The 23,553-nt window shown below is 63.7% G+C and carries 18 protein-coding genes and 1 pseudogene; 8 read left to right on the forward strand and 11 right to left on the reverse strand.

What is annotated here, in order from left to right; translation table 11 throughout:
- Positions 1 to 152: 152 nt before the first annotated feature.
- Positions 153 to 1,382, reverse strand: a complete 1,230-nt coding sequence (locus M3I56_RS19720; protein WP_254355427.1) for an MFS transporter — start codon at positions 1,380 to 1,382, stop codon at positions 153 to 155.
- 112 nt (positions 1,383 to 1,494) lie between these two features.
- Positions 1,495 to 2,415: a LysR substrate-binding domain-containing protein gene (locus M3I56_RS19725; protein ID WP_254355428.1), complete on the reverse strand. Its 921-nt coding sequence runs from the start codon at positions 2,413 to 2,415 to the stop codon at positions 1,495 to 1,497.
- A 95-nt stretch (positions 2,416 to 2,510) separates the two neighbouring features.
- Here M3I56_RS19725 and M3I56_RS19730 point away from each other — a divergent pair.
- Positions 2,511 to 3,200 (forward strand): annotated as a pseudogene (locus tag M3I56_RS19730) (alpha/beta fold hydrolase); the annotation flags it as partial.
- A 93-nt stretch (positions 3,201 to 3,293) separates the two neighbouring features.
- Here the strand turns inward: M3I56_RS19730 and M3I56_RS19735 are convergent.
- The 4 genes from M3I56_RS19735 to M3I56_RS19750 form a co-directional block, all read right to left on the reverse strand.
- Positions 3,294 to 4,667, reverse strand: a complete 1,374-nt coding sequence (locus M3I56_RS19735) for an LLM class flavin-dependent oxidoreductase (protein WP_254355429.1) — start codon at positions 4,665 to 4,667, stop codon at positions 3,294 to 3,296.
- A gap of 51 nt (positions 4,668 to 4,718) precedes the next feature.
- Entirely contained in the window at positions 4,719 to 5,531 is an 813-nt protein-coding gene (locus M3I56_RS19740; protein ID WP_254355430.1) for a class I SAM-dependent methyltransferase, read from the reverse strand.
- Between the two features lie 148 nt (positions 5,532 to 5,679).
- Positions 5,680 to 6,237 carry a sugar O-acetyltransferase gene (locus tag M3I56_RS19745; RefSeq protein ID WP_254355431.1) on the reverse strand — a complete coding sequence of 186 codons (558 nt, stop codon included), beginning with the start codon at positions 6,235 to 6,237 and terminating at the stop codon, positions 5,680 to 5,682.
- Between the two features lie 36 nt (positions 6,238 to 6,273).
- Positions 6,274 to 8,172 (reverse strand): potassium transporter Kup, encoded by a 1,899-nt coding sequence (locus M3I56_RS19750; protein WP_254355432.1) that lies wholly within the window; start codon positions 8,170 to 8,172, stop codon positions 6,274 to 6,276.
- 345 nt (positions 8,173 to 8,517) lie between these two features.
- On the opposite strand from M3I56_RS19750, the gene M3I56_RS19755 reads away from it, so the two are divergent.
- On the forward strand, positions 8,518 to 9,792 hold the full coding sequence (locus tag M3I56_RS19755) for an NRAMP family divalent metal transporter (RefSeq protein ID WP_254355433.1): 1,275 nt from the start codon (positions 8,518 to 8,520) through the stop codon (positions 9,790 to 9,792).
- A 510-nt stretch (positions 9,793 to 10,302) separates the two neighbouring features.
- Positions 10,303 to 10,524: a hypothetical protein gene (locus M3I56_RS19760; protein ID WP_028204722.1), complete on the forward strand. Its 222-nt coding sequence runs from the start codon at positions 10,303 to 10,305 to the stop codon at positions 10,522 to 10,524.
- A 509-nt stretch (positions 10,525 to 11,033) separates the two neighbouring features.
- Here the strand turns inward: M3I56_RS19760 and M3I56_RS19765 are convergent.
- Complete coding sequence (locus M3I56_RS19765) at positions 11,034 to 12,503, reverse strand: MFS transporter (RefSeq protein WP_254355434.1); 1,470 nt, start codon at positions 12,501 to 12,503, stop codon at positions 11,034 to 11,036.
- Positions 12,504 to 12,663: 160 nt separating this feature from the next.
- On the opposite strand from M3I56_RS19765, the gene M3I56_RS19770 reads away from it, so the two are divergent.
- Positions 12,664 to 13,542 (forward strand): LysR family transcriptional regulator, encoded by an 879-nt coding sequence (locus tag M3I56_RS19770; RefSeq protein WP_254355435.1) that lies wholly within the window; start codon positions 12,664 to 12,666, stop codon positions 13,540 to 13,542.
- Between the two features lie 30 nt (positions 13,543 to 13,572).
- Here the strand turns inward: M3I56_RS19770 and M3I56_RS19775 are convergent, their stop codons facing one another.
- From M3I56_RS19775 to M3I56_RS19785, 3 genes are all read right to left on the reverse strand, one after another.
- A complete protein-coding gene (locus M3I56_RS19775; RefSeq protein ID WP_254355436.1) occupies positions 13,573 to 15,699 on the reverse strand; it encodes a D-(-)-3-hydroxybutyrate oligomer hydrolase in 2,127 nt (708 codons plus the stop codon).
- 234 nt (positions 15,700 to 15,933) lie between these two features.
- On the reverse strand, positions 15,934 to 17,034 hold the full coding sequence (locus M3I56_RS19780) for a TAXI family TRAP transporter solute-binding subunit (protein WP_254355437.1): 1,101 nt from the start codon (positions 17,032 to 17,034) through the stop codon (positions 15,934 to 15,936).
- Between the two features lie 60 nt (positions 17,035 to 17,094).
- On the reverse strand, positions 17,095 to 18,249 hold the full coding sequence (locus tag M3I56_RS19785; protein WP_254355438.1) for a zinc ribbon domain-containing protein: 1,155 nt from the start codon (positions 18,247 to 18,249) through the stop codon (positions 17,095 to 17,097).
- Between the two features lie 833 nt (positions 18,250 to 19,082).
- Between M3I56_RS19785 and M3I56_RS19790 the strand changes: the two genes are divergently transcribed.
- From M3I56_RS19790 to M3I56_RS19805, 4 genes are all read left to right on the forward strand, one after another.
- Positions 19,083 to 20,903 (forward strand): peptidase S10, encoded by a 1,821-nt coding sequence (locus M3I56_RS19790; protein WP_375541755.1) that lies wholly within the window; start codon positions 19,083 to 19,085, stop codon positions 20,901 to 20,903.
- A 122-nt stretch (positions 20,904 to 21,025) separates the two neighbouring features.
- Positions 21,026 to 21,385 (forward strand): 2-oxoglutarate dehydrogenase, encoded by a 360-nt coding sequence (locus M3I56_RS19795; RefSeq protein ID WP_375541759.1) that lies wholly within the window; start codon positions 21,026 to 21,028, stop codon positions 21,383 to 21,385.
- Positions 21,382 to 22,041, forward strand: coding sequence for a hypothetical protein (locus tag M3I56_RS19800; RefSeq protein ID WP_254355440.1), 660 nt, complete (start codon positions 21,382 to 21,384; stop codon positions 22,039 to 22,041). The genes M3I56_RS19795 and M3I56_RS19800 overlap by 4 nt, the downstream gene beginning before the upstream one ends.
- A gap of 206 nt (positions 22,042 to 22,247) precedes the next feature.
- Complete coding sequence (locus M3I56_RS19805) at positions 22,248 to 22,820, forward strand: hypothetical protein (protein ID WP_254355441.1); 573 nt, start codon at positions 22,248 to 22,250, stop codon at positions 22,818 to 22,820.
- 114 nt (positions 22,821 to 22,934) lie between these two features.
- Here M3I56_RS19805 and M3I56_RS19810 read toward each other — a convergent pair whose 3' ends face one another.
- The gene (locus tag M3I56_RS19810) at positions 22,935 to 23,408 is read right to left on the reverse strand and encodes a YMGG-like glycine zipper-containing protein (protein WP_254355507.1); all 474 of its coding nucleotides are present in this window, start codon (positions 23,406 to 23,408) and stop codon (positions 22,935 to 22,937) included.
- Between the last annotated feature and the right edge of the window lie 145 nt (positions 23,409 to 23,553).

Genomic DNA, 23,553 nt, shown 5'->3' on the forward strand with positions numbered 1-23,553 from the left:
CCAAAAGCGGCTCGATCATCGGCAAAACGCGGCGCCAGAGAGCAAGGCAACTATCGTCGAGGGTACGAGATACTCGACGAACGTCCAGACAATAAGCGCTCCGAATGAAACGGCCAGCATGACCTGCACGATGCGCACGGCCAACGCCTCGCTCACGAAGGCTGGCCCGCGATCATGGCGCGCTGCACGACCCGCACGTCGTCGATCGGCAAGTGCATCAATCCAGCGATGATGCCGAGCGCAATCGAGCCCTGCCAGAGCAGGCTGTAGCTATGCGTCGCGTCAAACACCACGCCGCCCAGCCAGACGCCGAAGAAACTGCCGATCTGATGCCCGAGAAACACGAAGCCGAAGAGCGTCGAGATATAGCGGACGCCGAACATCTGCGAAACGATCCCGCTCGTCAGCGGCACGGTGCCGAGCCACATGAACCCCATCGCGAACGCGAATACATAGAGCGTGAGGGGCGAGAGCGGCAAGGCGAGGAACAGCGCCATCACGCCCGTCCGTGCGAAGTAGATTGCCGAGAGCAGATACTTGCGGCGCAAAAATCCGCCCGCGTAACCGCATAAAAACGTGCCCGCGGTGTTGGCCAGCGCGATCAGCGCGAGCGCCAGACTCGCTTCGCGCGCGCTCATGCCTTTGTCGAGCAAATATGCCGGCAGGTGCGCGCCGATGAACGCAAGCTGGAAGCCGCACGACAAAAAGCCCAGATTGAGCAGCCAGAACCCGCGATGCGCGAACGCTTTGCCAATCGCACGGCGCAGGGTCTCGTGCGTATCGATCGCGCCGCTGCGCTCCGCCGGACGATCGCGCAGCCATGCCGCGAGCGGCGCGCTGGCGAGCATGACGGCGGCGAGCACGAGAATGGCGGTGACCCAGCCGAATCTGCCGATCATCCCTTGCGTGAGCGGCACGACGCAGAATTGGCCCAGGCCGCCGAACATGCCCGCCACGCTCAGCGCCCAGCTACGCTGTTCGGCTGCGAAGAGCCGCGAGAGCGCGCCATAGACGGCGCCGAACGCGGTTCCGGACAGTGCAACGCCGAGCACCACGCCCACGCCAAACGTGTAGATGCCTGGCGTCGCGCTCAGTGCCATCATCGCGAGTCCAAGCGCGTAGAGCAGGGCGCCCGCGAAGATCACGCGCGCGGAGCCGAAGCGGTCGGAGATCATGCCCGTGAGCGGTTGCGCAACGCCCCACAGCAGGTTTTGCAGCGCGAGCGCGAGGCCGAAGGTCTCGCGCGACCAGCCGCGCTCGAGCGTGACGGGCAACAGGAAAAGCCCTTGCACGTTGCGCACGCCGAGCGCCGCGCCCATCACTACGCCACCTGCGATCACGAGCAGCCAGCGGCGGCGCCATGCATCGTCGATCCCGCTCATCGTTCGCCTCCTCGCACTGGGCGCTTCGCAGTTGCGCCGTATTGCGTCTAGTAGAGCGCAGGACGGCGAGTTGGCTCAAGCGAGTTTTTGGCACGCTTCGCATGCGCTTTGCTCATGCGATTTGGCTTTGGCGAGCCTGGTCGACGATCCAGCCGATGACGGCGCGCACGTCGTCGCGCGGTGCTTCGTCGGCCTGATGCAGCCAGTAGGCATAGCCAGTCGGGCCCTCGGCGGGCGCATTGCCGATCGCGGCGAGCCGGCCGTCGGCAAGCAGCGGCTGCACGAGGGCGAGGCGCCCGAGTGCGATACCGCGGCCGGCAATGGCGGCCTGAATGACCTGGTCGTACTGGTTGAAACGCAGCACGCCGCGAAGCGGCGCGCTGGCGAGGCCGCGTGCGCCCAGATGATCTGCCCAGCGCAGCATCGGGCGGCGCACGCCCTCGAATTCGAGCAGCACGTGGCGCGCGAGCGTGGCCGCGTCGAGCTTCTTCACATTCAACGAAGGATGCGCGACCGGCAATACATATTCGTCGTACAGATGTACCGCGCGATTCGCCGCCTCCGGCGCAATGCGGGCCGGCGCGTAACGCAGAGCGAGGTCGATGCCTTCGGCGCGCAGATCAAGCACTTTCTCGGAGGTCGCAAGGCGCAGATCGATATCGGGAAGCAGGCGTTGCAGCTCGCCGATACGCGGCAGCAGCCACAGGCCGGCAATGCCGATGCTGGCGGTAATCGTCACGGGCTGGCGCGTCTCTCGCGCGGCCAGCGCGCCGACGATTTCCTGCATCTGCTGCACCGCGCTGTCCGCAACGCGCAGCAGGCGCTCGCCCTCCGCTGTGAGCGAGATCGAACGATAGCCGCGGTTGAAAAGGCGCATGCCGAGCGCCTCTTCGAGCGCAGCGATCTGGCGGCTCACGGCGGATTGGGTCACGCACAAGTCGTCGGCGGCGAGCGTGATGCTCATGCGCCGGCCCACCGCGACGAAACCGCGAATGAGGTCGAGAGGAGGGAGTTTCACGAGCGGCACTGACATGCGTTTTCCTCATGCGAAAGCAGCGCAAAGATTGATTGAACGGGCGGCCAAGGTCAAGTGAAATCGACACTCAGGTTTCTTCATGGAGCACGTTCATGGATTCAGGCGATCCGGGCGGGGCGCGTCCTCTCGCCGTCGGCATCACCGCCGCCGATGGCTTTACGCTTCGCGCTTATGTGTGGCGTCGTCATGCCCGGCTGAACGCGGACGCGTCGCGTCCGGTGGTCATCGTCAATTCGGCCACGTCGGTGCGCTGCCACTACTATTTCCGCTTTGCCGCATGGCTGCACCAGCAGGGTTTCGACGTGCTGGTCTACGACTACCGTGGCATTGGCGGCTCGCAGCCCGTTGCGCTCGCAACGCTCGACGCGAGCTGGCTGGAATGGGGCGAACGCGATTTCGAAGCGGTGCTGCGCTACGCGCGAAGCATGTTCCCGGGGCAACCGATCGACGTCGTCGGGCATAGCATCGGCGGCTTCCTGATCGGGCTCGCGCCGTCGAATCGTCTCATTCGCCGCGTCTTCACCGTCGGCACGCAGTACGCGTATTGGCGCGATTACGCGCCGCGCAGCATGCCGCTCATGCTCTGGAAATGGCATGTCGTGATGCCGGTTTTGACCGGCCTGATGGGTTATTTCCCCGCATCATGGTTCGGATGGATGGAGGACACGCCGCGCGGCGTCGCGAAGATCTGGAGCCGGGGCCGCGCCCGCTTTGAAGACACGCTCAGCAAAGGGTCGCTTGCGCGCACGCCCGAACAGCGCGCCGGCATCGTCGCTCGTTTTGGCCCATGGATAGCGCGTGTATCGACAGTATGCGGGCATCTTCGGTGCGAATATTTCGGCGTGGAATGAAATGTGGATCGGCGACGGACAGAATCAGGACGCGACGCGCAATGCGTCTTCCCGCTGCGTGGCGAAGCGGTTCGCGGGACGAGGCAAGCCAAGATGCTCGCGCAGCGTGCGCCCCGTATATTCCGTGCGAAAGAGTCCGCGACGCTGCAATTCGGGCACCACGTACTGCACGAATTCGGTGAGGCCGCCGGGCAGCCACGGCGACATGATATTGAAGCCGTCGGCACCTTCTTCCTCGTACCATTGCTGAAGCTGGTCGGCAATGCTTTGCGGCGTGCCGATCACCTGTTGATGCCCGCGCGCGCCCGCAATGCGCAGATAAAGATCGCGTATCGTGAGGTTGTCGCGCCGCGCGAGATCGAGCAGCAGGCGTTGCCGGCTCTTGCCGCCGTTGGTTTCCGGCAGGTCGGGCACGGGGCCGTCCACGGGATACTGCGAGAGGTCGAGGCCGCCTGACATGTTCGCGAGCAGTTGCAATCCCACGCTCGGATGGATCAGCGCCTGCAGCGCGTCGAACTTCTCCTGCGCTTCTTCCTGCGTGCGTCCGATCACGGGGAAAATGCCCGGCATGATCCTGAGATGCTCGGGGCGGCGGCCGTAACGCGCGAGCCGCCCCTTCACGTCGCGATAGAACTCCTTCGCTTCATCGAGTGTTTGATGCGCGACGAAAATGACTTCGGCAGTTTGCGCCGCGAGTTCCCTGCCGGCCTCCGAGGCGCCCGCCTGTACGACGACCGGCCAGCCTTGCGGCGAACGTGCGACGTTGAGCGGGCCGCGTACCTTGAAGTGCTTGCCGCGATAGTCCAGCGTGTGAAGCTTCTGCGGATCGAAGTAGATGCCGCTCGCCTTCTCGCGAATGAAGGCGTCGTCTTCCCAACTGTCCCAAAGCCCGGAGACCACGTCGTAGAACTCTTTCGCGCGCTCGTAGCGCACGGCGTGATCGAGATGCTTGTCGAGGCTGAAGTTGTGCGCTTCGGTTTCGGTGCTCGACGTCACGAGATTCCAGCCCGAGCGGCCGCCGCTCAGATAGTCGAGCGAGGCGAACTTGCGGGCCACGTTATAGGGCTCGTTGAACGAGGTCGACACCGTGGCGATGAGCCCGATGTGTTTCGTGACCACCGAGAGCGCCGAGAGCAGCGTGATCGGCTCGAAATGATCGGCGCGTGCGGTGCGCGAGAGCGAAGGCACATGCGTGTCGCGCACGCCCACGCTATCGGCGAAAAAGACGGCGTCGAATTTAGCGCGCTCGGCCGTTTGCGCCAGTTCGGCGTAGTGCGCGAAATCGAGGCCGCCGGCGGCGTGCGCATCCGGATGACGCCACGCGGCGATATGGTGGCCCGTCTCCATCAGGAAGGCGCCGAGGCTCAATTGTCCCTGGCGTCGCGGTGCTGCGCTCATGTGTGCTCCTCGATTGGGGTTGGCGTTCGCTACGGAACGGAAGGCAAGGATTCAATGCGAGAGCGGCTTGTGCGCCGTCGCAATGATCATGCGCCGCGCGAGTGCATAGCCGCCGCGTGCGCTGCGATGCGCTTCGAGCGCACTCGCGAGCCCTGCGCGCACGTGAGCGATGTCTTCAGGCGTGAGCGAGGAGAGGAAATTGCCAAACGAACTGGACCGGCTGAAGGCGAGCACATCGTCGACGTTGTCGAAGGTGTCGCCGAAGGTGCGAATCTCGTTGTGCGTCACCTCGAAGCCGGCGCCCCGGAGCAGGGCTGCCGAGCGCTCGCGCGTGAGCTTGTTCGGCGCGCCGATTCCGGCGCGCTGCCATTCGGGCTCGCTTGCAAATAGTGCATGCAGCACGACATGCAGATCGTGTGGGGCTTCTTCGGGCATGGTCGTGAAGCCGATCCGGCCGCCTGGCTTGAGCACACGCCACGCTTCGCGTAGCGCCTGCGCCTGATCGGGGATCCAGTGAATCACACTGTTGAAATACACCACGTCGTAGTGCGCAGCGGGCACCGTTTCCAGCGCTTCGGCGCGGCCGACGCGCGCGGCGAATCGGCCCTGCGCGCGTTCGAGCGCGCGTTGCACGCGCAGCGGCAACGGATCGAGGCCGAGCACCTCGCCGTGTGCGCCCACGCGCTGCGCCGCCGATCCGGTGAGACGGCCCGTACCGCAACCCACGTCGAGCACGCGTTCGCCTTCGCGCAAGCCGAGCACGTCGAGCAGTTGCAGACCGTGATGAAACTGGCGAATGCCAAGCCGGTCGTATTCTTCGACGAGCGTGGCGGAATCGAGTTGAAGGCTGGGCGCGCTCGACATATCGTGGTCCTGACCAAAGTTTGCCAGGGCCATTCTTGCCGATCGCTTATCTCACTACAAACAAGCAATTGAGCTATTCATAGTTGCGCGAGTGCGAGCGCGGCGATTCCGCCGTTACAGCGGATTTTCAAAAATGCGGGGGCAGTTCTTACTCCGCAATCGAACGAATGACGCGCGCCGGATTTCCACCGACGAGCGTATTCGGGGGAACGTCTTTCGTGACCACGGACCCTGCCGCCACCACCGAGTTCTCGCCGACGGTTACGCCGCCGATGATGGTCGCGCCGGCGGCGATCCAGACGTTCCTCTCGATCACGATGGGCTTTGCGATGACGCCCTCGCGCCGCCGGGAAGGTTCGACGGGATGGCCGGACGTGATGAGGCTCACGTTCGGGCCGATCATCACGTCGTCGGCAATGTCGAGGCCGCCCAGGTCATAGAAAGTGCAATTCTGGTTGACGAAGACGTTGCGCCCGACGCGGATCTCGACCCCGCCGCTCGTGTAGAACGGCGGGATCAACAGGAAGCTGTCGTCGACCTTCTTGCCGACGAGTTCACTGAACAAGGCTCGGACTTCATCGGCATCGTCGAAGGTCAACCGGTTGATCCTGGCGGTAATCGCCATCGCCCGCTTGAGGTTGGCGGTCATGGCCGCGGATTCCGGCGTTCGTCTGGCAACTATCGTGGTACGGTCGTCATTCGCCATGCGTCGTTTTTCTCCAGTGATCCGCCGGATTGTGCCTCAGAGGTTGATCTGTCCACCCATCTCGACAACCCGGTTCGCGGGCAGGCTGTAGTACTCGGCCGCCTGCGCTGCGTTGCGCGCCATGAACGCGAACAGCTTCTCGCGCCATAGCGACATGCCTTTGCTCTCTGCCGTTGCGAGGATCGTGTCGCGGGCCAGGAAGAACGACGTGGCTGCGGGCTCGTACTGCCATGTGGGTATCTGCTTCTGCACGAGCAGGAGCACTGCCGGCACGTTGGGCATTTCCATGAAGCCGTGACGCGCCGCGACCGCGTAGCAACCATGCCCAAGATCGCTAACCGAGACTTTCTCGCTTTCGGGTACGTGTGGAACGTTCTCGGTCGTACCGGCCAGAAAGATATTGGTCTCGTGCATCACGCCGTTATGCTTGAGATTGTGCATGAACGCGCTCGGCGTCATGCCGGGTACGCCGCCCGGAAACACCGCCGTTCCGCCCACGCGGGGAGGCGGGTGCGATCCGTCGCACAGCGAGTGAATGAATGCCGGAAGCGGCAGGTTGTCGCTTTTCACACGCTCGACGACCATTTCCCGCCCGCGATGCCATGTCGTCATGATGGTGAACAGCACGCCGCCTGCCAGCAGCGGAAACCATCCGCCGTCGAGGACCTTGCTCGCATTACTCGCGACGAATATCGCATCCACGACGGCCAGCGGCCCGATCACCGCCAGCGTTGCGACCGGTTTCCAGTTCCACAGGCAGTGGGTGACGAAGTACATGAGCAGCGTCGTGAGCAGCATCGTCGAGGCGACGGCAATGCCATAGGCGGCCGCGAGGTTATCGGAAGAGCGGAAGAACACGACGAGGAATACGACCGCCGCATAGAGCGAGATGTTGATGAACGGTACGTAGACCTGACCGACTTCGTGCGTCGAAGTGTGGATGACGGGGATGCGCGGCAGCAACCCAAGCTGGACAGCCTGCTTCGTCATGGAAAACGCGCCGGAAATGACGGCTTGCGACGCGATGATCGTCGCGGCTGTTGCCAGCAGCACCAACGGAAGCAGTGCCCAACCCGGCGCCTGGGAGAAGAATGGCTGCGTGAGCGCCGAAGGCGTCGACAGCACGAGCGCGGCCTGGCCAAAGTAGTTGAGAACGAGGCTTGGCAGCACGAGCAGCAGCCACGCGAGCCGGATCGGCGTCTTGCCGAAGTGCCCCATGTCCGCATAGAGCGCTTCGCCGCCCGTCAAGGCAAGGAACACGGAACCGAGGACGACGAACGCCGTACCGGGTGCGTGCGCCACGAAGCTCAATGCGTAAGACGGCAATGCGCCGCGCAATATGCCGGGGTTGTGCGCGATATGAGCGACGCCAAGCACGGCGAGCGTCAGGAACCAGACGATCATGACCGGTCCAAAGACTTTTCCGACCGTGGCCGTGCCGTGTTTTTGAAGCTTGAACAGGCCGGTCAGGATAACGAGTGAGATAGGCACGACCCACGTGGCCAGATGAGGATCCACGAGTTCGACGCCTTCCACTGCCGAGATGACCGAAATCGCTGGCGTGATCATCGAGTCGCCATAAAACATCGCGGCGCCGAATACGCCGAGCGTCAGAAGCACGGTGCGCAGACGCACGGGCGCCACGCGAGCGGCCAGTGCCGTGAGCGCGAGAATGCCGCCTTCGCCGTCGTTGTCCGCACGCATGACGAAGCTCACATACTTGAGCGTCACGACAATGATGATCGACCAGAGGATCAGCGACACGATCCCGAATACGTTGGTCTGGCTAATTCCGCCGGCGGCTTTCAGGCATTCGCGCAAGGTGTAGAGCGGGCTGGTTCCGATGTCGCCGAAAACCACGCCTATGGCACCCAGAATCAGGGCGGGAGGGACGTCTGTAGTTTGACTGGATGAACGCGCGGATATGGAGGCCATGGGTAAGGAAAATGAAATTCAACGTCCCGCGGGACGGGCTGCGGAGCACAAACGTCAGGCCTGGTCTTGCGGCTGATGGGGGTGACGCGGCCTCAAGGCTGCGATCGGCAGGCAGGCGCCACGTCTGCAATGTCCGCGCGATTGTGATGGGCGTCCGGTTGCCTGAGGCTCCGGATCCCCCAGATTGCAATCAGAAGGCCCCCATCAAAGCCGCAATCCAGAAGGAGCCAGGTCGTCGTCATGTCGTATCCCCAAAGTGTGGTCGATTGCGCGCAGGAACAGCGGGTCCCGACTCGCACGCTACAATCGCGCGACAGATACTACAGGCGCATCCTTTCAGAACGCATGACCCGTCTCCCGACGCTCAAGGAAACCGTTTCGCGAGGGCTGCGGCGGCTCGCCCTGTGGGGCCCGGGGCTGCTCGTGATGCTGGCCGACTGCGACGCAGGCAACGTCGTGGCGGCCGCGCAGGCCGGCGCGCAAACGGGGCTGCGGCTCTTGCCCGTGCTGCTTGCGCTGGTCCCGCTGCTCTACATGGTTCAGGAACTGACCGTTCGCCTCGGCATATTTACCGGGCGCGGTTATGGCGAACTCATCCGCTCGCGCTTCGGACCGGTTTGGGCGGCGCTGGCCGCGTCGGGGCTGGTCGTGGCCGTGCTGGGGTCGCTCGTGACGGAGTTCACGGGCGTTGCGGGCGTGGGGGAAATGTATGGCGTGTCGCGTGCCGTCACGCTGCCGCTCGCCGTCATCCTGTTGACCGGAATCGTGCTCACGGGCTCGCACAAGCGCGTGGACCGGATCGCCATTGCCATCGGCGCATTCGACCTGACGTTCTTCGCCGTCGCATGGAGTGCGCGCCACAAACTCCAGGTCATGGTCCCGCAGATGACTCACCTGGCGGCGGGCGGCCGTGAGGCCGGCTATCTGGCGGCGGCGCTCATTGGCGCGACGTTCAATCCGTGGATGGTGTTCTATCAGCAGGCGGCGGTCGCGGACAGCCTCACGGCGAAGGACTTCACGTCGGCCAGAGTCGAGACGGCGGTCGGTGCGGTCCTCACGCAATTGCTGACGGCAGCGGTGCTCGTCGCTGCTGCGGCGACGTTGTCGGCGCATGGCGAGCCGCGCTCCCTCGACAGCATCGGCGAAATCAGCAATGCGCTCGTTGCCGTAACGGGCCCGTTTGCAGGCCGTCTGCTATTTGGCGCGGGCGTGCTCGGTGCGGCGCTGGTGGCAGCCATCGTGAGTTCTCTCGCGCTGGCATGGGGGCTCGGCGATGTGTTCGGGTACCGTGCCTCGCTCGAGGACCGTCCCGACCGCGCGCCCTGGTTCTACGGCGCGTATGCGCTGGCCGTTGCAGGCAGTGCCTGGGCTGTCTGGCTCGCGCCCGACCTCGTTTCCCTGAACGTTGCGGCGCAGGTGGTCAATACGCTGATGTTGCCGCTCGTGTTGGGGTTGCTCGTCGCCCTGAGCCTCACCGCGCTCCCGCAACGGTATCGGCCCCGCGGGCTTTATTTGTGGCTCGTGGTCTTCGTGGGGGCGGTCGTGTGTGCCGCGGGTGTCTGGGGCGCGGTGCAGGGTCTGCGCCCTTTACCCATGATCGCTGGCTTACAGATTCTTTAATAGTGCGAAGTAGACGGCGGCAAACACCACGACAATGCCGATGTTCACGGCCAGTCGTAGCCAGAACAGATTTTTGAGGAAAATAATATCCACGCCGACGACAACGGCTATCAACAACAAGATGTAAATCGCAACGTACACGTGTCTCATCATTTCGATCGCCAGTCAAAAGATCCCGGTTGCGAACTGCCATGGAATCAGGATACGCCGGGACCACGCGCCTCACACGTCGCCTACGTTTCCATTCATTTCACAGCCTGGTGCGGCGCATCAGCCAGGGTCGCCCGATGCGGCCGGACGCGCGTTTCCCTGTTTCTGTTGTTTTGTTGCTATCTTGCTGAAATCGATGTTGCGAAAGGCTTTTCTGGCTATAGTTAAAGTGCTTTCTCAAACACTTGATGCGACGCGGTAAGAATTGCGCCCTGCATCAAGAACGTTCGGTTTATGCAGGGTGTTTTCGCGGTTTCCGGCGAAAAGGCTGCAAAACTAACCGATCTCTGGGAGGACCAGATGAGACGCACGAAGACGCAGTCATTGCGTTATCAGGTCGAAAAATGGCTCGCACCGACCTCGCCGGTGCATGTCACCGCGTTTGGCCATACCCCTTCGGGCAGGGCGCGCTACGTGTGCGTAGAGACGCGCCAGACAACGGGATTTCACGCGCTGTTCTTCTTTCAGCACGACGACGGTTACTGGAATGTATTTCCTCCCGTGGGTGACCAGGGGCAGTGAGGCGGAAAATTTAGTTAGGCATCCAATATAAACGAAAGCGCTTCACTGCATCGCCGCTTCCTCGATGCAGGAGAGAAAGCGCGAGGCCGCCGAGGTGAGCGGGCGTTCGCGCCTTTGCACGACGTAGACGTCCATGTCGGGAAATGACTCGTGGAGCTTCAACTCACGGATCCTGCGGCGCTTCATCTCGAGCTGGAACATCTATAGCGGCGGCTTCGATTATTTCCCGCTGTCGTACCTCGATCTGAATGCCGGCGTGTACTACCAGCAGGACCGCGTGAACTCCGGGGGGCACTCGGTGATGGGCGCGATCGGCTCTCAGTTCTTCCTCTCGAAGCGCACGGCGCTGTATGCGCAGGTCGGCCTCGTCAACAACACGTGCGCCCGACAACTAAAACGAAGCAACATGACCACCATGGGTATTCAAAAGCTCGCCGTTATTGTCGGCGCTGCCGCGGCGTTGGCTGCGCTCAACGTGCAGGCGCAGCCCGCCGCTTCCTCGCATTGGCTTACGTGCCGGGACCGTTCGCATGCGTGCGCCGATGCAGCGGTCCCAGCGCGGTGGAGAGCAGCGCGCAGGGCAGCAGGATCGCGACGAGTGCGAACATCGTCGTCCTGAACGCATGGGCGTAGTCGATGACGCCGGGCGCCGCGCCGAGCGTCGAGAAGAACAGGCCGCCTAGCGTCGCCGCGCCGACGGCGGCGCCGATCTGCAGCGTCGCCGTGACCATGCCCGAGGCGATGCCCGCGCGCTCGGGCTCCACTTCGGCCAGCACGATGCGCACGACGGAAGGCAAAACGAGCCCCTGGCCGATGCCGATCGCCGCGAGTCCGAGGTAGAACCCGGCGCCGGGCTGCGCCACGCCCGCGAGCGCAGCCGCAATCGCGAGCCCACCCGCGAGCATCACGAAGCCCAGCGTCAGCACGCGGTAGCCGCCGAACCGGTGCACGAGGCGCGGCATCAACAGCGGGCTGGAAAGAAAGCCGATGCCGAACGGCAGGATCGCGAGTCCCGAAGCGAGCGGCGTCCAATGCAGGCCGCCTTGCAGATAAATGCCGTAGGTCAGGAAGAACGCACTCATCGTATAGAAGAGGAACGCCAGCACGAGACCAACCGCAATGACCGGATTGCGGAAGAGGCGCACGTCGAGCAGCGGATCCCTGCCATTGACGAGGCTGCGCCACTCCACGCGCAGCAGCAGGCCGAGCATGGGCAGCGAGCCGGCGAGGCAGGCGAGCATCCACAGCGGCCAGCCCGACTCGCGTCCGCGCGTGAGCGGATAAACGAGCATCAGCAGAAACAGCGACAGCAGCAGGGTGCCCGGCACGTCGATGCGCTTGCCGCGCGGCGGGCGGCTTTCCGGGATGAAGCGCCAGCTGCCGATGAGCGCGAACACGCCGATGGGCAGGTTGACGAGAAAGATCGCGCGCCAGCCCAGACCGAACGGGTGCAGGCTGATGAGCGCGCCGCCGCCCAGCTGGCCGATCACGGCGGCCACGCCGAAAACGAAGGCGTAAAGCCCCATCACGCGCACCTGCTCGTGCGGCGTGAATACGCTGCGGATCGTGGCCAGCACCTGCGGCGCGAGGGTCGCGGCGAACAGGCCTTGCAGGATGCGTCCGGCGACGAGCGCCGTGCCGCTGGTGGCGAGGCCGCAGAACGTGGAGGCGACGACGAACCCCGCCATGCCCACCATGAAGATGCGCTTGCGGCCGTACAGGTCGCCGAGGCGCCCGCCCGTGATCAGCATGACGGCATTCGCGCACGCGTAGGCCGAGACGACCAGCTGGAGTTCGGACGCGTTCGCGCCGAGTCCGTCGCGGATGGCGGGCAGCGCGAGGTTCACGATGAAGTAGTCGAGCGGCGGCAGAATCGCGCCCACCAGCAAGACGACCAGCGCCCAGCCGTGATGGCCGTGGCTGGCATCGGCGGCGGCGCGGGGCGTGACGGCGCAGGCGGCGTACGTATTGTCAGACATGGGTGTGCTCAGCGATAAAGGGCCGGATTTCGTCAGGCTGCGCTATCCAATGGACACGCAGCGTGAGCGTCCACTCGACATTGTGATCCACCTCGATCTGACGGAAAAGCGGGAATTGATGGTACTATCCATCGACTTACTCGATGGATAGTGGAATGTCATGCGTGGCTTCGAATTCGACCAGTTGAAGACGTTCGCGGCGGTGGCGAACGTGGGCAGCCTTTCAGCGGCGGCGCCGCTGCTGCATCTTTCGCAATCCACGATCAGCGAGCAGGTGCGCAAGCTCGAGGCGCGCGCGGGCATGCCGCTTTTCGTGCGCAGCAAGCGTGGCGTGGAGCTTACGCCTGCGGGCACACGTCTGCTCGAACATGCGCGGCGCCTCGTGGCGCTCAACGAAGCCGCCTTCGACGACGTGCGCGGCCAGGCCATCAAGGGCGAGCTGCGCGTGGCGATCACCGAGTACTTCCGCACCAACGAGGTGGCCGGTTTGCTCGTGCGGCTGCGCGACTGCTATCCGCAGCTGAGCTTGCATGTGAGCGCGATGAAGAGCGCCGATATCGAGGTCGCGTATGCGAAGCGGCAGGTCGATCTCGGCGTGGTCATGCACCTGTCGAGCGGCCCGTTCCGGCCTGCGGCCACCGACGCGGACGCGCGCTGGGAGTTGCTGCGCGAACCGCTCTACTGGGTCGCGTCGCCGACGCTCGCCGAGCAGTTGCCGCAAGCGTTGCCGCTCGTGCTGCTGCCGGGCGACTGCATGATGCACCAGGTCGCGGTGCGCTCGCTCGAAGAAAGCGCCATACCCTACGTGCTCGTTCACAGCGCGTCGGGCGTAGCCGGGCTGCAGTCCATGCTCGCAGCCGGTCTGGGCGTGGGATGCCTGTGCGCATCGGCAATCGGCGAGGGCCTCGTGCGGCTCGGCCCGAAGCACCGGCTGCCGGTCCTGCCCGACGCGGTGTTCTCGCTCGTGCCGCCGCACCCCGGCGAACGGGACACCGTGGCACAAGCGAGGGAAGTGCTGGCGCGGCAACTGCTGGTGTGATGCGGCGGCCGCGCCGGCGTGCTGCGCGCCTCAATGCGGCACGTTCACGACGCCGTCGTTCGCGCGAATCGCATTGCTGCCCGGGTTCTCCACGATGGCCGGCAGGTTCGCGAGCCCCAGCGGCGGCGCGGCGCCCGGGCTGCCGCCGCGCGGGATCGTGCGGATGACCTGGGAAGGCGGCAGCGGCGTGCCATTCTTCAGATGACTCCACATCAGATTGAGCGCCGCGATGTTGTAGTAGTGCACCGGCACGAAGTGCGTATCGAAGCCCGGCACGGCGAGGAACGCATCGAAGTGTTGTCCGTTGATCACCTCGTACAGCGACACGTGGCTGCGCGAACCTTCCCGCTCGCTGTTTGCCGCAAGATACGCGCGCGAAGCATGATTGATCGGCACGAGCGCGTCGCTGCGGCCTTGCACGATGATCGCGGGCTTGCCGTGCAGGTTCGCGTTCACGCTGATCGCCTGGACGCTCTGGCGCATGCGCGGATCGCCCTTCGTCCACAACGCGCGCAGACATGCCGCGCCCGCGAAGCTGGCATCGGGCGTGGCGAGCCGATGGTCGGCGCCGCCTGGCGGCGTGACGTTGTAGACGAGATTGACGCCATTGGTCGGCGGCACGCCGTTGCCCACGCCAAAGATGGTCAGCATGGGCGAGACGGCCGGCGCAGCGCCCGCGGCGCCCGTCGAAGCGTTCGTCGTGCCGAAGCTGAATCCGCACAGGTTGTCGAGCACGCTCGACCGCGTGTAGGCATCGGCGTAGGTCACCGCAACAGCCGGCACGGCCTGTGAATCCCACATCGGCGCGTGCAGCAGATCGGAGTCCGCTTCATAGCCGGCCTCATGCAGGCGCGCGAGCGCGTCGTTCGCCTGCGCCTGCGTGTCGCCGCCGTGGATGTAGCCTGCCGCCGCGAGCGAGGTGCAGCGCGCCTGGCGAATCGCGGTCGTGGTCGCCACGGGCAGCGCCGTGAGATAGGGCGCGCCGGCGGCGGCGTCCGCGAGCGCGGCGCAGGGTTGCAGCAGGTTCGCGAGCGTCATGTAGTCGGCCAGCGGTTTGCCGGCCGCGGCAATGCGCTGACCGCCTTCCCTGACTTGCGCGTCACCGGGCATGCGCACGTTGATCTGCGGTTCGCCGACCACCACCGCCGTGATCCACTTGCCCGTGTCCTCTTCGGCTGCGGCGAGCGATGCGCCGCCGCCGTTGCTCACGGAAGCCGCGATCGTCGTGATGTCGCCGGGCGCGTAGCGTACGCCGCGATTCGATGCGTCGACGCGCGGCGCGAACTGCTGGTTGAGCACCCAGTACGCGAACTGGACCGCTTCGAGTGTGTCCTTGCCCCAGTCGGCTTCGGGGTTCAGCTGCGAATGCGCGTGCTTGAACGCATAACGGTTCGGAAACTTCTGGTTGTAGGCGGCGAGCGCGCCCGCCGGCACGTTCGCGGTGAAAATGCTCGTGCGTCCCGCCGTTGCGGCGTTGGCCGTGACGCCATCGATCAATGTGACGAGGCCGCTCATCAGTTCTTCTGCGCCGTTGCCTGTGCCCTTGTCGGTATAGGCGACCGCGCAGCCGCGCTTGAGTCCCCACTCGCCGGCCGCCGAGATCGCGCCGTACACGCCGCGCGAACCCGACGACGTGGCTGTCACGATGCACGGGTTCGCCGGATTGAAGCTGGTTGGCACCTGCACGAGCAGGCTGACATTCTGGCGGCCGCTGCCGTCGTCGGCAAACGCGAGATATTCGGTGCCGGCAATTTTGCCTTCACCCAGCGTGTCGTTGCCGTAAAGATCGACGTTGGGCCCCCAGAAGCGGCCATAACCGCCGTTCGCGCTGATATCGACGAGCGCACGATAGTTCGACCAGATCGCGAGCCGGCGCAGTTCCGCGGCCGTCGGGGCCGCGGGGTTCGCGATGGCCGGCTGCGCCCCGGCAAGCCCGGTTTTGCCGAGCCCGGCGGTCAACAGATCGTCGCTGACGCCATCGTAGCTGGTGGTTTGCAGACTGCTCGCGACCACGAACGACGGCAGCCGGTTGAATGCCGGGTGACGGGCGTTACTTTCGGCAGCGTGTGCGCCGGGCACGAGCGCCGCGGCTGCGATGGCGATTGCGGCATGCAGGCGTGCCGTTTTACGCCGGACTGCGAACGGGGTATCTCTCATGGGTGTTTCCTTGTTTGTTGTTAGGGTAGGACGCACTGCATCGGGAAGACCGTTTCGACGTGCCGGCAACTCGGCACCCATGGACATTAGGACATCCTGAAAGCAGATACCAGGAGAGATTGCATGCGGCCACAAGGGGATCGCCTTCCACCTCGTACTGGCGATGGAAGGGCCCACTTGCTGGCTGTTCACGCGCGGTGGGGACCGCGTTCGGCTGGCGGATTCCTTGCGGGATTATTTGCAGAGCAGGAGCAGGCGCTCCTGATCCGAGCATGGCCGCCCATCGGCTCGTTGCGCGGCGGGGGAGCCTTGCGCCGCGGTCGAACCCGTGGGGGCCTTCATCGCGGCCCGATGCGCGAAACACGCCTTCAGGCGCCGCTCGACGGGCGGATAGTATTGCCAGCCTTTGCCGAGCCCCGGCAGCTCGAGCTTCACCTGCTTCCACTTCGGATGGCCGTGCTCCTGCAGGTTGTCGAAGTTCTCGCAGAGCGAATCGGCAAAGCGCTTCAGGTTGCCGACCGTATCGCGCAGGTTGTAGTCATAGGTGACGAGAAAGGCCTTGACCGTCCACGTCGGCACGTCTTCCTTGAGCCAGTTCGGGTAGCTCGACACGTGAATCGTCGCAGGATAGTAGGTTTGCTTTGCGCGCGCCGTTTCCGGCGCGTTCGGATCGACGCGCAGGAAGCGGATCTGCTGCAGCAGTTCGGGGTTCATGTCGGTAAAGAGCTTGGCGGGCTGCCCCGCGACGATGATCGCCACATCGATCTTCTTGACGATGAGTGCGGCCAGCGCGTCTTCGTTGCTCAGGTGCTGCGCGTTCTGCTCGGGAATCGGCTGGCCGAACATGAGGCGGTACAGCGTGGTCGCCGACTGCGCGGTGCCGCTGCCGATCAGGCCGACGCTGATCACCTTGTCCTTGATCTCGTTGATCGTCTTCATCGGCGAGTCGCTACGTACCACGAAGTAAATCTCTTCGTCGTAGAGCGGCATGATGAGCCGCAGTGGCCGTATCAGCGTGCCGGCCTCTTCGTTGCCGGAATTGGCCATGTCGACGTAAGCCTGGTAGACGTCGGACTGCACGAGCGCGAGCTTCACGCCGGGCTCGAAACGCATGCGCTGCACGTTTTCGGCCGAGCCTTTCGATGGGATCACTTCGAGGTCGATGCCCGCCGGCTGCGCGACCCATTTCGCCAGGTCCTGGCCGATCTGAATGTACGTCCCGCGCTCCGGGCCGGTCACGATGCGGTAGTGCGCGTCGACCTCGGCGGCGACGGCGAGCACTGAGAAAAGCAGGGCGATCAGCGCCGCCACTCCCGCTAGAGTCGTTTTCAGCATGGTCTCTCTCCCGCCTTGATTGCGATGTACGGCAGACTTCGATATGTTATGGAATCCTGTTCAATGCGTGGCGCCCGGCGGCGCGGCGCGCTTCCAGCCGTTTTGCACGATCGCGCGCTCCTGGGCGTCGACGCTGTTGTCGCCGCCGGCGGGACTGGCGGCCGTCGCGACGTTCGCCGCATTCGTGGCATTCGCTGTGTTCATCGCGCCGGGCAGTGGGGGCGGCGATGCGCTCGTATTCCAGTCCTGCGACGACGGCAGCCGCACGGTGTTCGCGCCGCGCGGCAACGCCGCTGCCGCGTTCACTTGCGGGGCGCCGTTGGGCGGGCTGAGCGGCTTCCACGCCGTCGATACGATGGCGCGCTCCATCAACGATTGCGCGGCTTGACTGCTCGAATCGATCGCGAGCGCTTCCGAAGCCTGCTGCTGCACGCAGGCCCAGGCACGCTGCGCGACGCAGCGGTCCGCGTTTTGCAAGGCGCTATCCCGCCGCTGCTCGTGCGCCGCGATCTCGCTTTGTAGCGCGCGCGCCTCCTCGTTGCCCCCGTCGCGCGCGAGCACGGCATTGGCCGCGGCTTTCGCGTCGAACAGGTTGTTTTCCGCAAGGCTGGTCCGCGCGACACGCAGACCGTCGGCCACGTCCGCGAATTGCGGCGCGGGGTGCGCATTGCGCGGGGGCGATTGCGGCTGCTCGCGGCTCTGCCTGCCGGCGGCAGGGGGCGTCTCATCGGACTGTTGCGCAGACGCATCGGTCGAAACCGATCCGCCCGAAGAGTGCAGGGTCTCTTCGCTGGCTGTGCCTTCCCGCTGGCGGTTGGTACCGAACAGCAGATACGTGCCGTACGCGAACGCAAGTATGAGAGCGAAAACGAACAGGCCCCTCGGAAAGATCCATTGCCCCATGTGCGAAAACCGCAACCCGTGTGTAAGCGCTAAGGCGTGCTGCGCGCCGGGCTGGGAGTCGGTGTTCAGCGACGGCCCGTCAGTCGCGGGTACGCCCGCCTGCATGAGTTTCGCGGCCGCGGGCGCGGGGGGCGCCGCCGCCGTGGCGCCGAGGGGTGTCAACGTGGCTTTCGGATGGGTGCCCAGCGCGACTTTGTCGAGTGGACAATCCGTGCCGCAGTAAGGGCAGAACTCGAAGTTTTCGTACAGCAGTCCGCCGCAACGCTTGCACGCCGCGGGGAAATTATGGTCGCGACCAATCTGAGCGGACATGATGTCGTCCCACCGTTATGGCGATGCCATTTCGGCATGCTCAGAATCGTCGTTGAAGCGATGGGCAAGGCCTCGCGGAACTCACGATCTGCATGCGAAGGAAAGCGACGGGGCCGGACCGAGCGCAGCCGTCTGGTCAAAATATGGTTGATTTCGCACAGCGCGTCAATCTCCGTTGTTGCCTGGCGCACATATGCGTGTTGGCTGTGTTCTGGCGAAGATCGAGTTGCGGAATTTTTTACCGTGCAGGTTTTATTTATAAGAGTAGCTAAATGTGCGGACGTGCTTTTCAACCGTCACGCACCGCACGAGAAGTATGTCCCCAATTGGGTGCGTCGGCCGACGCGCGCAAGCCACGGATTGCAATCATCCGGACAACCTGTAGAGCATTGCCGGGCATCCCGTTCTTCCTGCGCTCGCGGTCGCGTTGCAGCGAGATCTCGCATCGCCGACCCGCGTGCACGCGACCGTTTCATGCGCGAAACAATTGCTGCGTGCGCAACGAATCATCGCGCATAGGTTCAGAAACTATCCCTTGACAAAGTACTGCTGCGCCTCCTATTTTTCCTCTGCCATCTTTCATTACAAAATATTTCCAGCGCAATATCGTCGGTGAAACTCAACGGTTTCGCCCCATGCTCTATGGGTTATTTAGGTATCCATAGTAAATAAATGACGCTTGAAATGAATCGACTTTGTCAGGAATGGAAAGTTAAATGTCAGCCGCTTCCTGCCGGTAATTGCATTTGAATTTCAATGCCTTTTTCAAGGCGTTATTACCGGCGAACGCGGTCCCCGCGTAGTGTGACGTCATCATTCGAAGGGGTATAACAATGCATCCGGACAGTAAACCCAGCATGGGCTTGATCCGCAGCCGGTGCCAGCTGCGCCATGCAGGCGCAATTGCCATTGGCGTGTTGATGCTCGCGGGTTGCGGCGGTGGCGATAGCCCGTCATCGTCTGCCGCGAGCGCAATGAACCAGGTGTCGGCGAGCGCGAAAGCCGCCGCGCAAACGCCGAACTCGCCAGACGCCAACCAGCCCTATACGGACCCGATCGCCTACTCGCCGAACGCCAACGATGGCCTTGCCGCGTCGCAGGTCGCCGAAAAAGCCGCGATCATGCATTACCAGTGGACCTCAGGCAAAACGACGCTCAACTACACGACGACAACCGGCCATCTGACCGCTTCGGACGCTAGCGGCAATCCGGAGGCGACGATGTCCTATGTCGCCTATACCGCGCCGGCCACGAACGGTTCGCCGCGGCCAGTGACGTTCATCTATAACGGCGGACCCGGTTCGTCGTCGATCTGGCTGCGTCTCGGCTCGTTTGCGCCAACGCGTGTCGCGACCCCCGATCCGCTGCTCACCAACTGGCCGAACTTTCCGCTCGTCAACAATGCTGAGAGCCTGATCGATACGACGGACATGGTGTTCATCGACCCGCCGGGCACGGGGCTCTCGGAGGCGATTCTGCCGAACACCAACCAGAAGTTCTGGGGCTGTGATCCGGATGTCAACGTAATGCGCGATTTCATCAAGCGCTATCTGGCCGTGAATAACCGCAGTAGTTCGCCGATCTATCTCTACGGCGAATCGTATGGCACGCCGCGCACCGACATGCTTGCGCTCGCGCTCGAGGCGGCGGGCGTGCAATTGACCGGCATCGTGCTTCAGTCGTCTATCCTGAACTACTTTGCCGATGCGATCGAAGCGACGGCCATCACGGATTCGACGGCCGGCCTGGTGCTCGATACCGATACACTCGCGGGCTATTACCCCGGCTACGCTGAGGTGGCCGCCTACTTCAATCTGGTTTCGCCGCCCTTGATCGATCAAGGCCTTTTCGCGTTGCAGTCGGAGATCTTCGCGACGGGCCAGTACCAGCATTTCCGCAAATACGCGCAATCGTGGGTGCTGAGTCAACTCGGTATTCCCGGCGCGCTGGGCAAGCCGGTCTTTCCGCCCCAGAAGACGCTGGATTCGTGGCGCTGGCCTTCGAGCCTCACATTGCAGGCGCTCAATGGCTACTTCAACGTGAACCCGTTCAATAACGAACTGATCCCGGGCACGACGATCGGCCGTTACGACGGGCGCGTGTCGCTGCCGAATACGGATCCGCGTTTGCAGAGCGACGGCGACCCGTCGGACATCCTCATCTCGCAGCCGTTCACGGCCGCACTCGCCACGCAGATGCCCGATTATCTCGGCTACACGGCGCCGAATGCGACGTATATGCCGCTGAACGACAACATCATCGGAGTCTGGGACTTCTCGCACGACGGTCAGGCGTTGCCCGATACGCTGCCCGACCTGCTCGGCGCGATCCAGCTCAATCCGCAGCTGAAGGTGCTTGCGGAGAACGGCTTTCACGATCTCGCTACGCCGTTCTTCAATACGGAGAAGCAGCTTGCCCGTCTGCAAACGGTGGCCGGTTTGAGCCCGAATCTGCAGGTCAACTTCTTCCAGGGCGGACACATGATTTATCTGGACGACGTAGCGCGCCCGAAGATGAAGGCCGATCTCGTGAGCTACTATGGTGGTCAACCCATACCATTGGCGCTTTCGCTCTGGACGCTTCCGCAGCCGTGGCCCGACGAGAGTCCCGCGGGTACGCCGACTTCCACGGCAGTCGCGGCAGCGGGTCAATAACGTCACAGGCCGGGGGCTTCGTCGAGCATCGATTATCGATAGTCGATTGAGGCCCGCTCCTCACTCATTGAAGGCGAGCGATCATGTCTACATTCAAAAAGCTGTGGTGCGTTGCTCCGCTCATGCTTTGCGCGATGGCGGCGGTCACAATAGGCCATGCCCAGGCGACAACGCAAGCGGTGGCGCCCGTTCAGCTTCCGAAGGGCGGCCACGGTGTCGATGGCCCATTCTTCCCGTCGAGCCGGCCAGCGCCGCTCACACCCTCCACCGGTACACAATTGCAGCAACAGGCGCAACAGCGGGTGGAGGCACGCCTCGGCGCGAATTCCGCATTGAGCAACGGCGCTTCGATCACGAAAGCGCAGGCGCAAAGCAGCGGGCTCGGGTTTATCGCGCAGCATTTCGATCAGATCGACACGGCGCATACGGGCAGGGTGTCGATGAGCGACGTGCGGCAATATCTGCAGAAACAGGGCCAATGAGGCCGCGAATCTGTCGCGCTGCAGTGGTCGGCGTCGTGGGCGTGCTGGCGGCGGGGGCAGGCGCCCCGACCAGTTTCGCGCTCGACGCCGCTGCCGTCGTGCTGCCTCAGGATGCGCCGCACTACAAGGTGGGCGACAACTGGACCTTCGAGCGGTCCGACCCGTTGTCCGGTAAGGGGCGAACCTTCACGCAAACCGTGACGTCCGTCCACGCCGATGGCAGCGCATCGCTTCTGATCGGCCCCGGCGGCACGCGCGTGGAACTCACCTCCGAAGCCAATGTGATTCCCAATGGCGCCGGCGCGCGTGCCTGCGGGATCGCGCTGCATTTTCCGCTGCGAGCCGGCGCGCGCTATGAGGCGGACTGCATGGCCACTGCCCCTTCGGGCATGAGGGTGCAGCGCCGGGCCCAATGTGAAGTGGCCGGCGTGGAGACGGTCAACACGAAGGCGGGCACTTTCTCCGCGATCAAGATCACGATGAGCGGTGTCTGGCAGCCGCAGTATGGCCCGGGCGGCGGACCGATGGAGGAGACGCTCTGGTATGCCCCGAGCGTCAAGCGCGTGGTGCGCGAAGAGTTTCAGGGCCGTCTGGCCGGAAGGGGTGCGCCCGCGACGAACGCAATCGAACTGGTGCGTTACGCAGTGAAGCCGTAACGCCGTTCTCATCGAATTTGTTTGCACACGAAATCTCCCACTGCCTCGCTCTCTCCATCAAATGATGGAGGCGCAAGCGTGCGCGGTTCCGTAGGCTTAGGGAGCGGAGCGCTAGTCGGCACGAGCCGGGGCCTGCGTCGACGACTGCTTTCGGCCCGCTGCGCGTTATGAAGCCAGACGCCTGCTATGGTGACAAGGAGATGACCATGAAGATCAAGCATTCAAGAATTTTGTCGGCAACAGCCTTTGCACTTCTCTCGCTCAGTGGCGTCGCGCAGGCCGACGGCGGCCGTTGCTCGAACGCAACGTTAAGGGGAGCTTACGGATTTCACGGTCATGGAGAAATTCTTGGCCTGCTGGACAGCAACAACAAGCTGCACCTGTTTGCCTCGCCATTGACACTCGATGACGTGGCCATCGTGACGTTCGACGGCTCAGGTAAATTCACTCGCACCGACTTCGGCATGATAAATGGCTTGCCGAAAGGCGGGCAGACTGCCTTCAACCCGTACCAGAGCGGGACGTACACCGTGAACTCCGATTGCACGGGGATCATGAAACTGGTTTATGGCAGCGGCGGACCGGTGCTGGCCGGCGTCGAGACCGACCTGCAAATCGTGGTTTCCGACGACGGGACGCTCATCGAATCCGTTGTCTACAAGGCGTATTCGCCCGCGTCCGGTCCTACCGCCGACGGCACGACGTGTCCGCCGAATTGCGATCAAGGTGTGCAGGAACAATTCGAAGGGAAGAAGGTTCTCGTTTACGGCTTCCGCTAAGCGCACCTCTTGCTTTCGGGAGGGCCGCGTTGCACGTATTCATTTCGTGCAACGTGGCCGTTCCATCGTCGCGATTCTTCTCTTCTCTTCGCTTCTCTTCGATATCGTCGGCGCTTAACGCAGCGAGTAGCCCCGGCCCTGCATGCAAGCCTCCCACGCCTGGCGATAGTTGGCGAGCGCCTGTTGTTGCGCCGATTCCATCTGTGCGTTCTGCGCCGCCGCGGCACGCCCCTGACGCCGGTGCGCTACGCCCCCGGCAACCGTGCCGGCCACGGCGCCGATAGCCGCGCCGTGGCCGGCGTCGCCCCCGATTGCACCAGCGGCGGCACCAATGGCCGCGCCTCCGGCGGCGCCCCGGACGCGTTGGCCATTCGGCGCTTGAGCTTGCGGCGTAGCGTTTGCCACGACCGCTGGGTCAATTCCTGTTTTCTGTTTTGCCCACGCATAGCAGGCGCCTTCATCGGAACTTTGCTGCTGGGCGCTTTGGCCTTTCGACGGGTACACGACGATTTGCTGCGCAAGCACCGGAGGTGCCGTTCCCGCGATCACTATTGCGGTGGGAATAAAAACGAAGCGATTGATTCTCATGGAAGACTCTTCCCATAGTGGCCTGGATAAGTCGGCAGAGAATATCTCGTGCTCATTCGATCGCGTAGATGCATGGGTCAATAAGCGTTGTTCCCGTTGATACGTGTCAATGGAGGTCAAAACGAAGCCGAAAATCGCGGGTCGC

It is taken from the genome of Paraburkholderia sp. CNPSo 3281, assembly GCF_024206515.1.
Lineage (GTDB): Bacteria > Pseudomonadota > Gammaproteobacteria > Burkholderiales > Burkholderiaceae > Paraburkholderia > Paraburkholderia nodosa.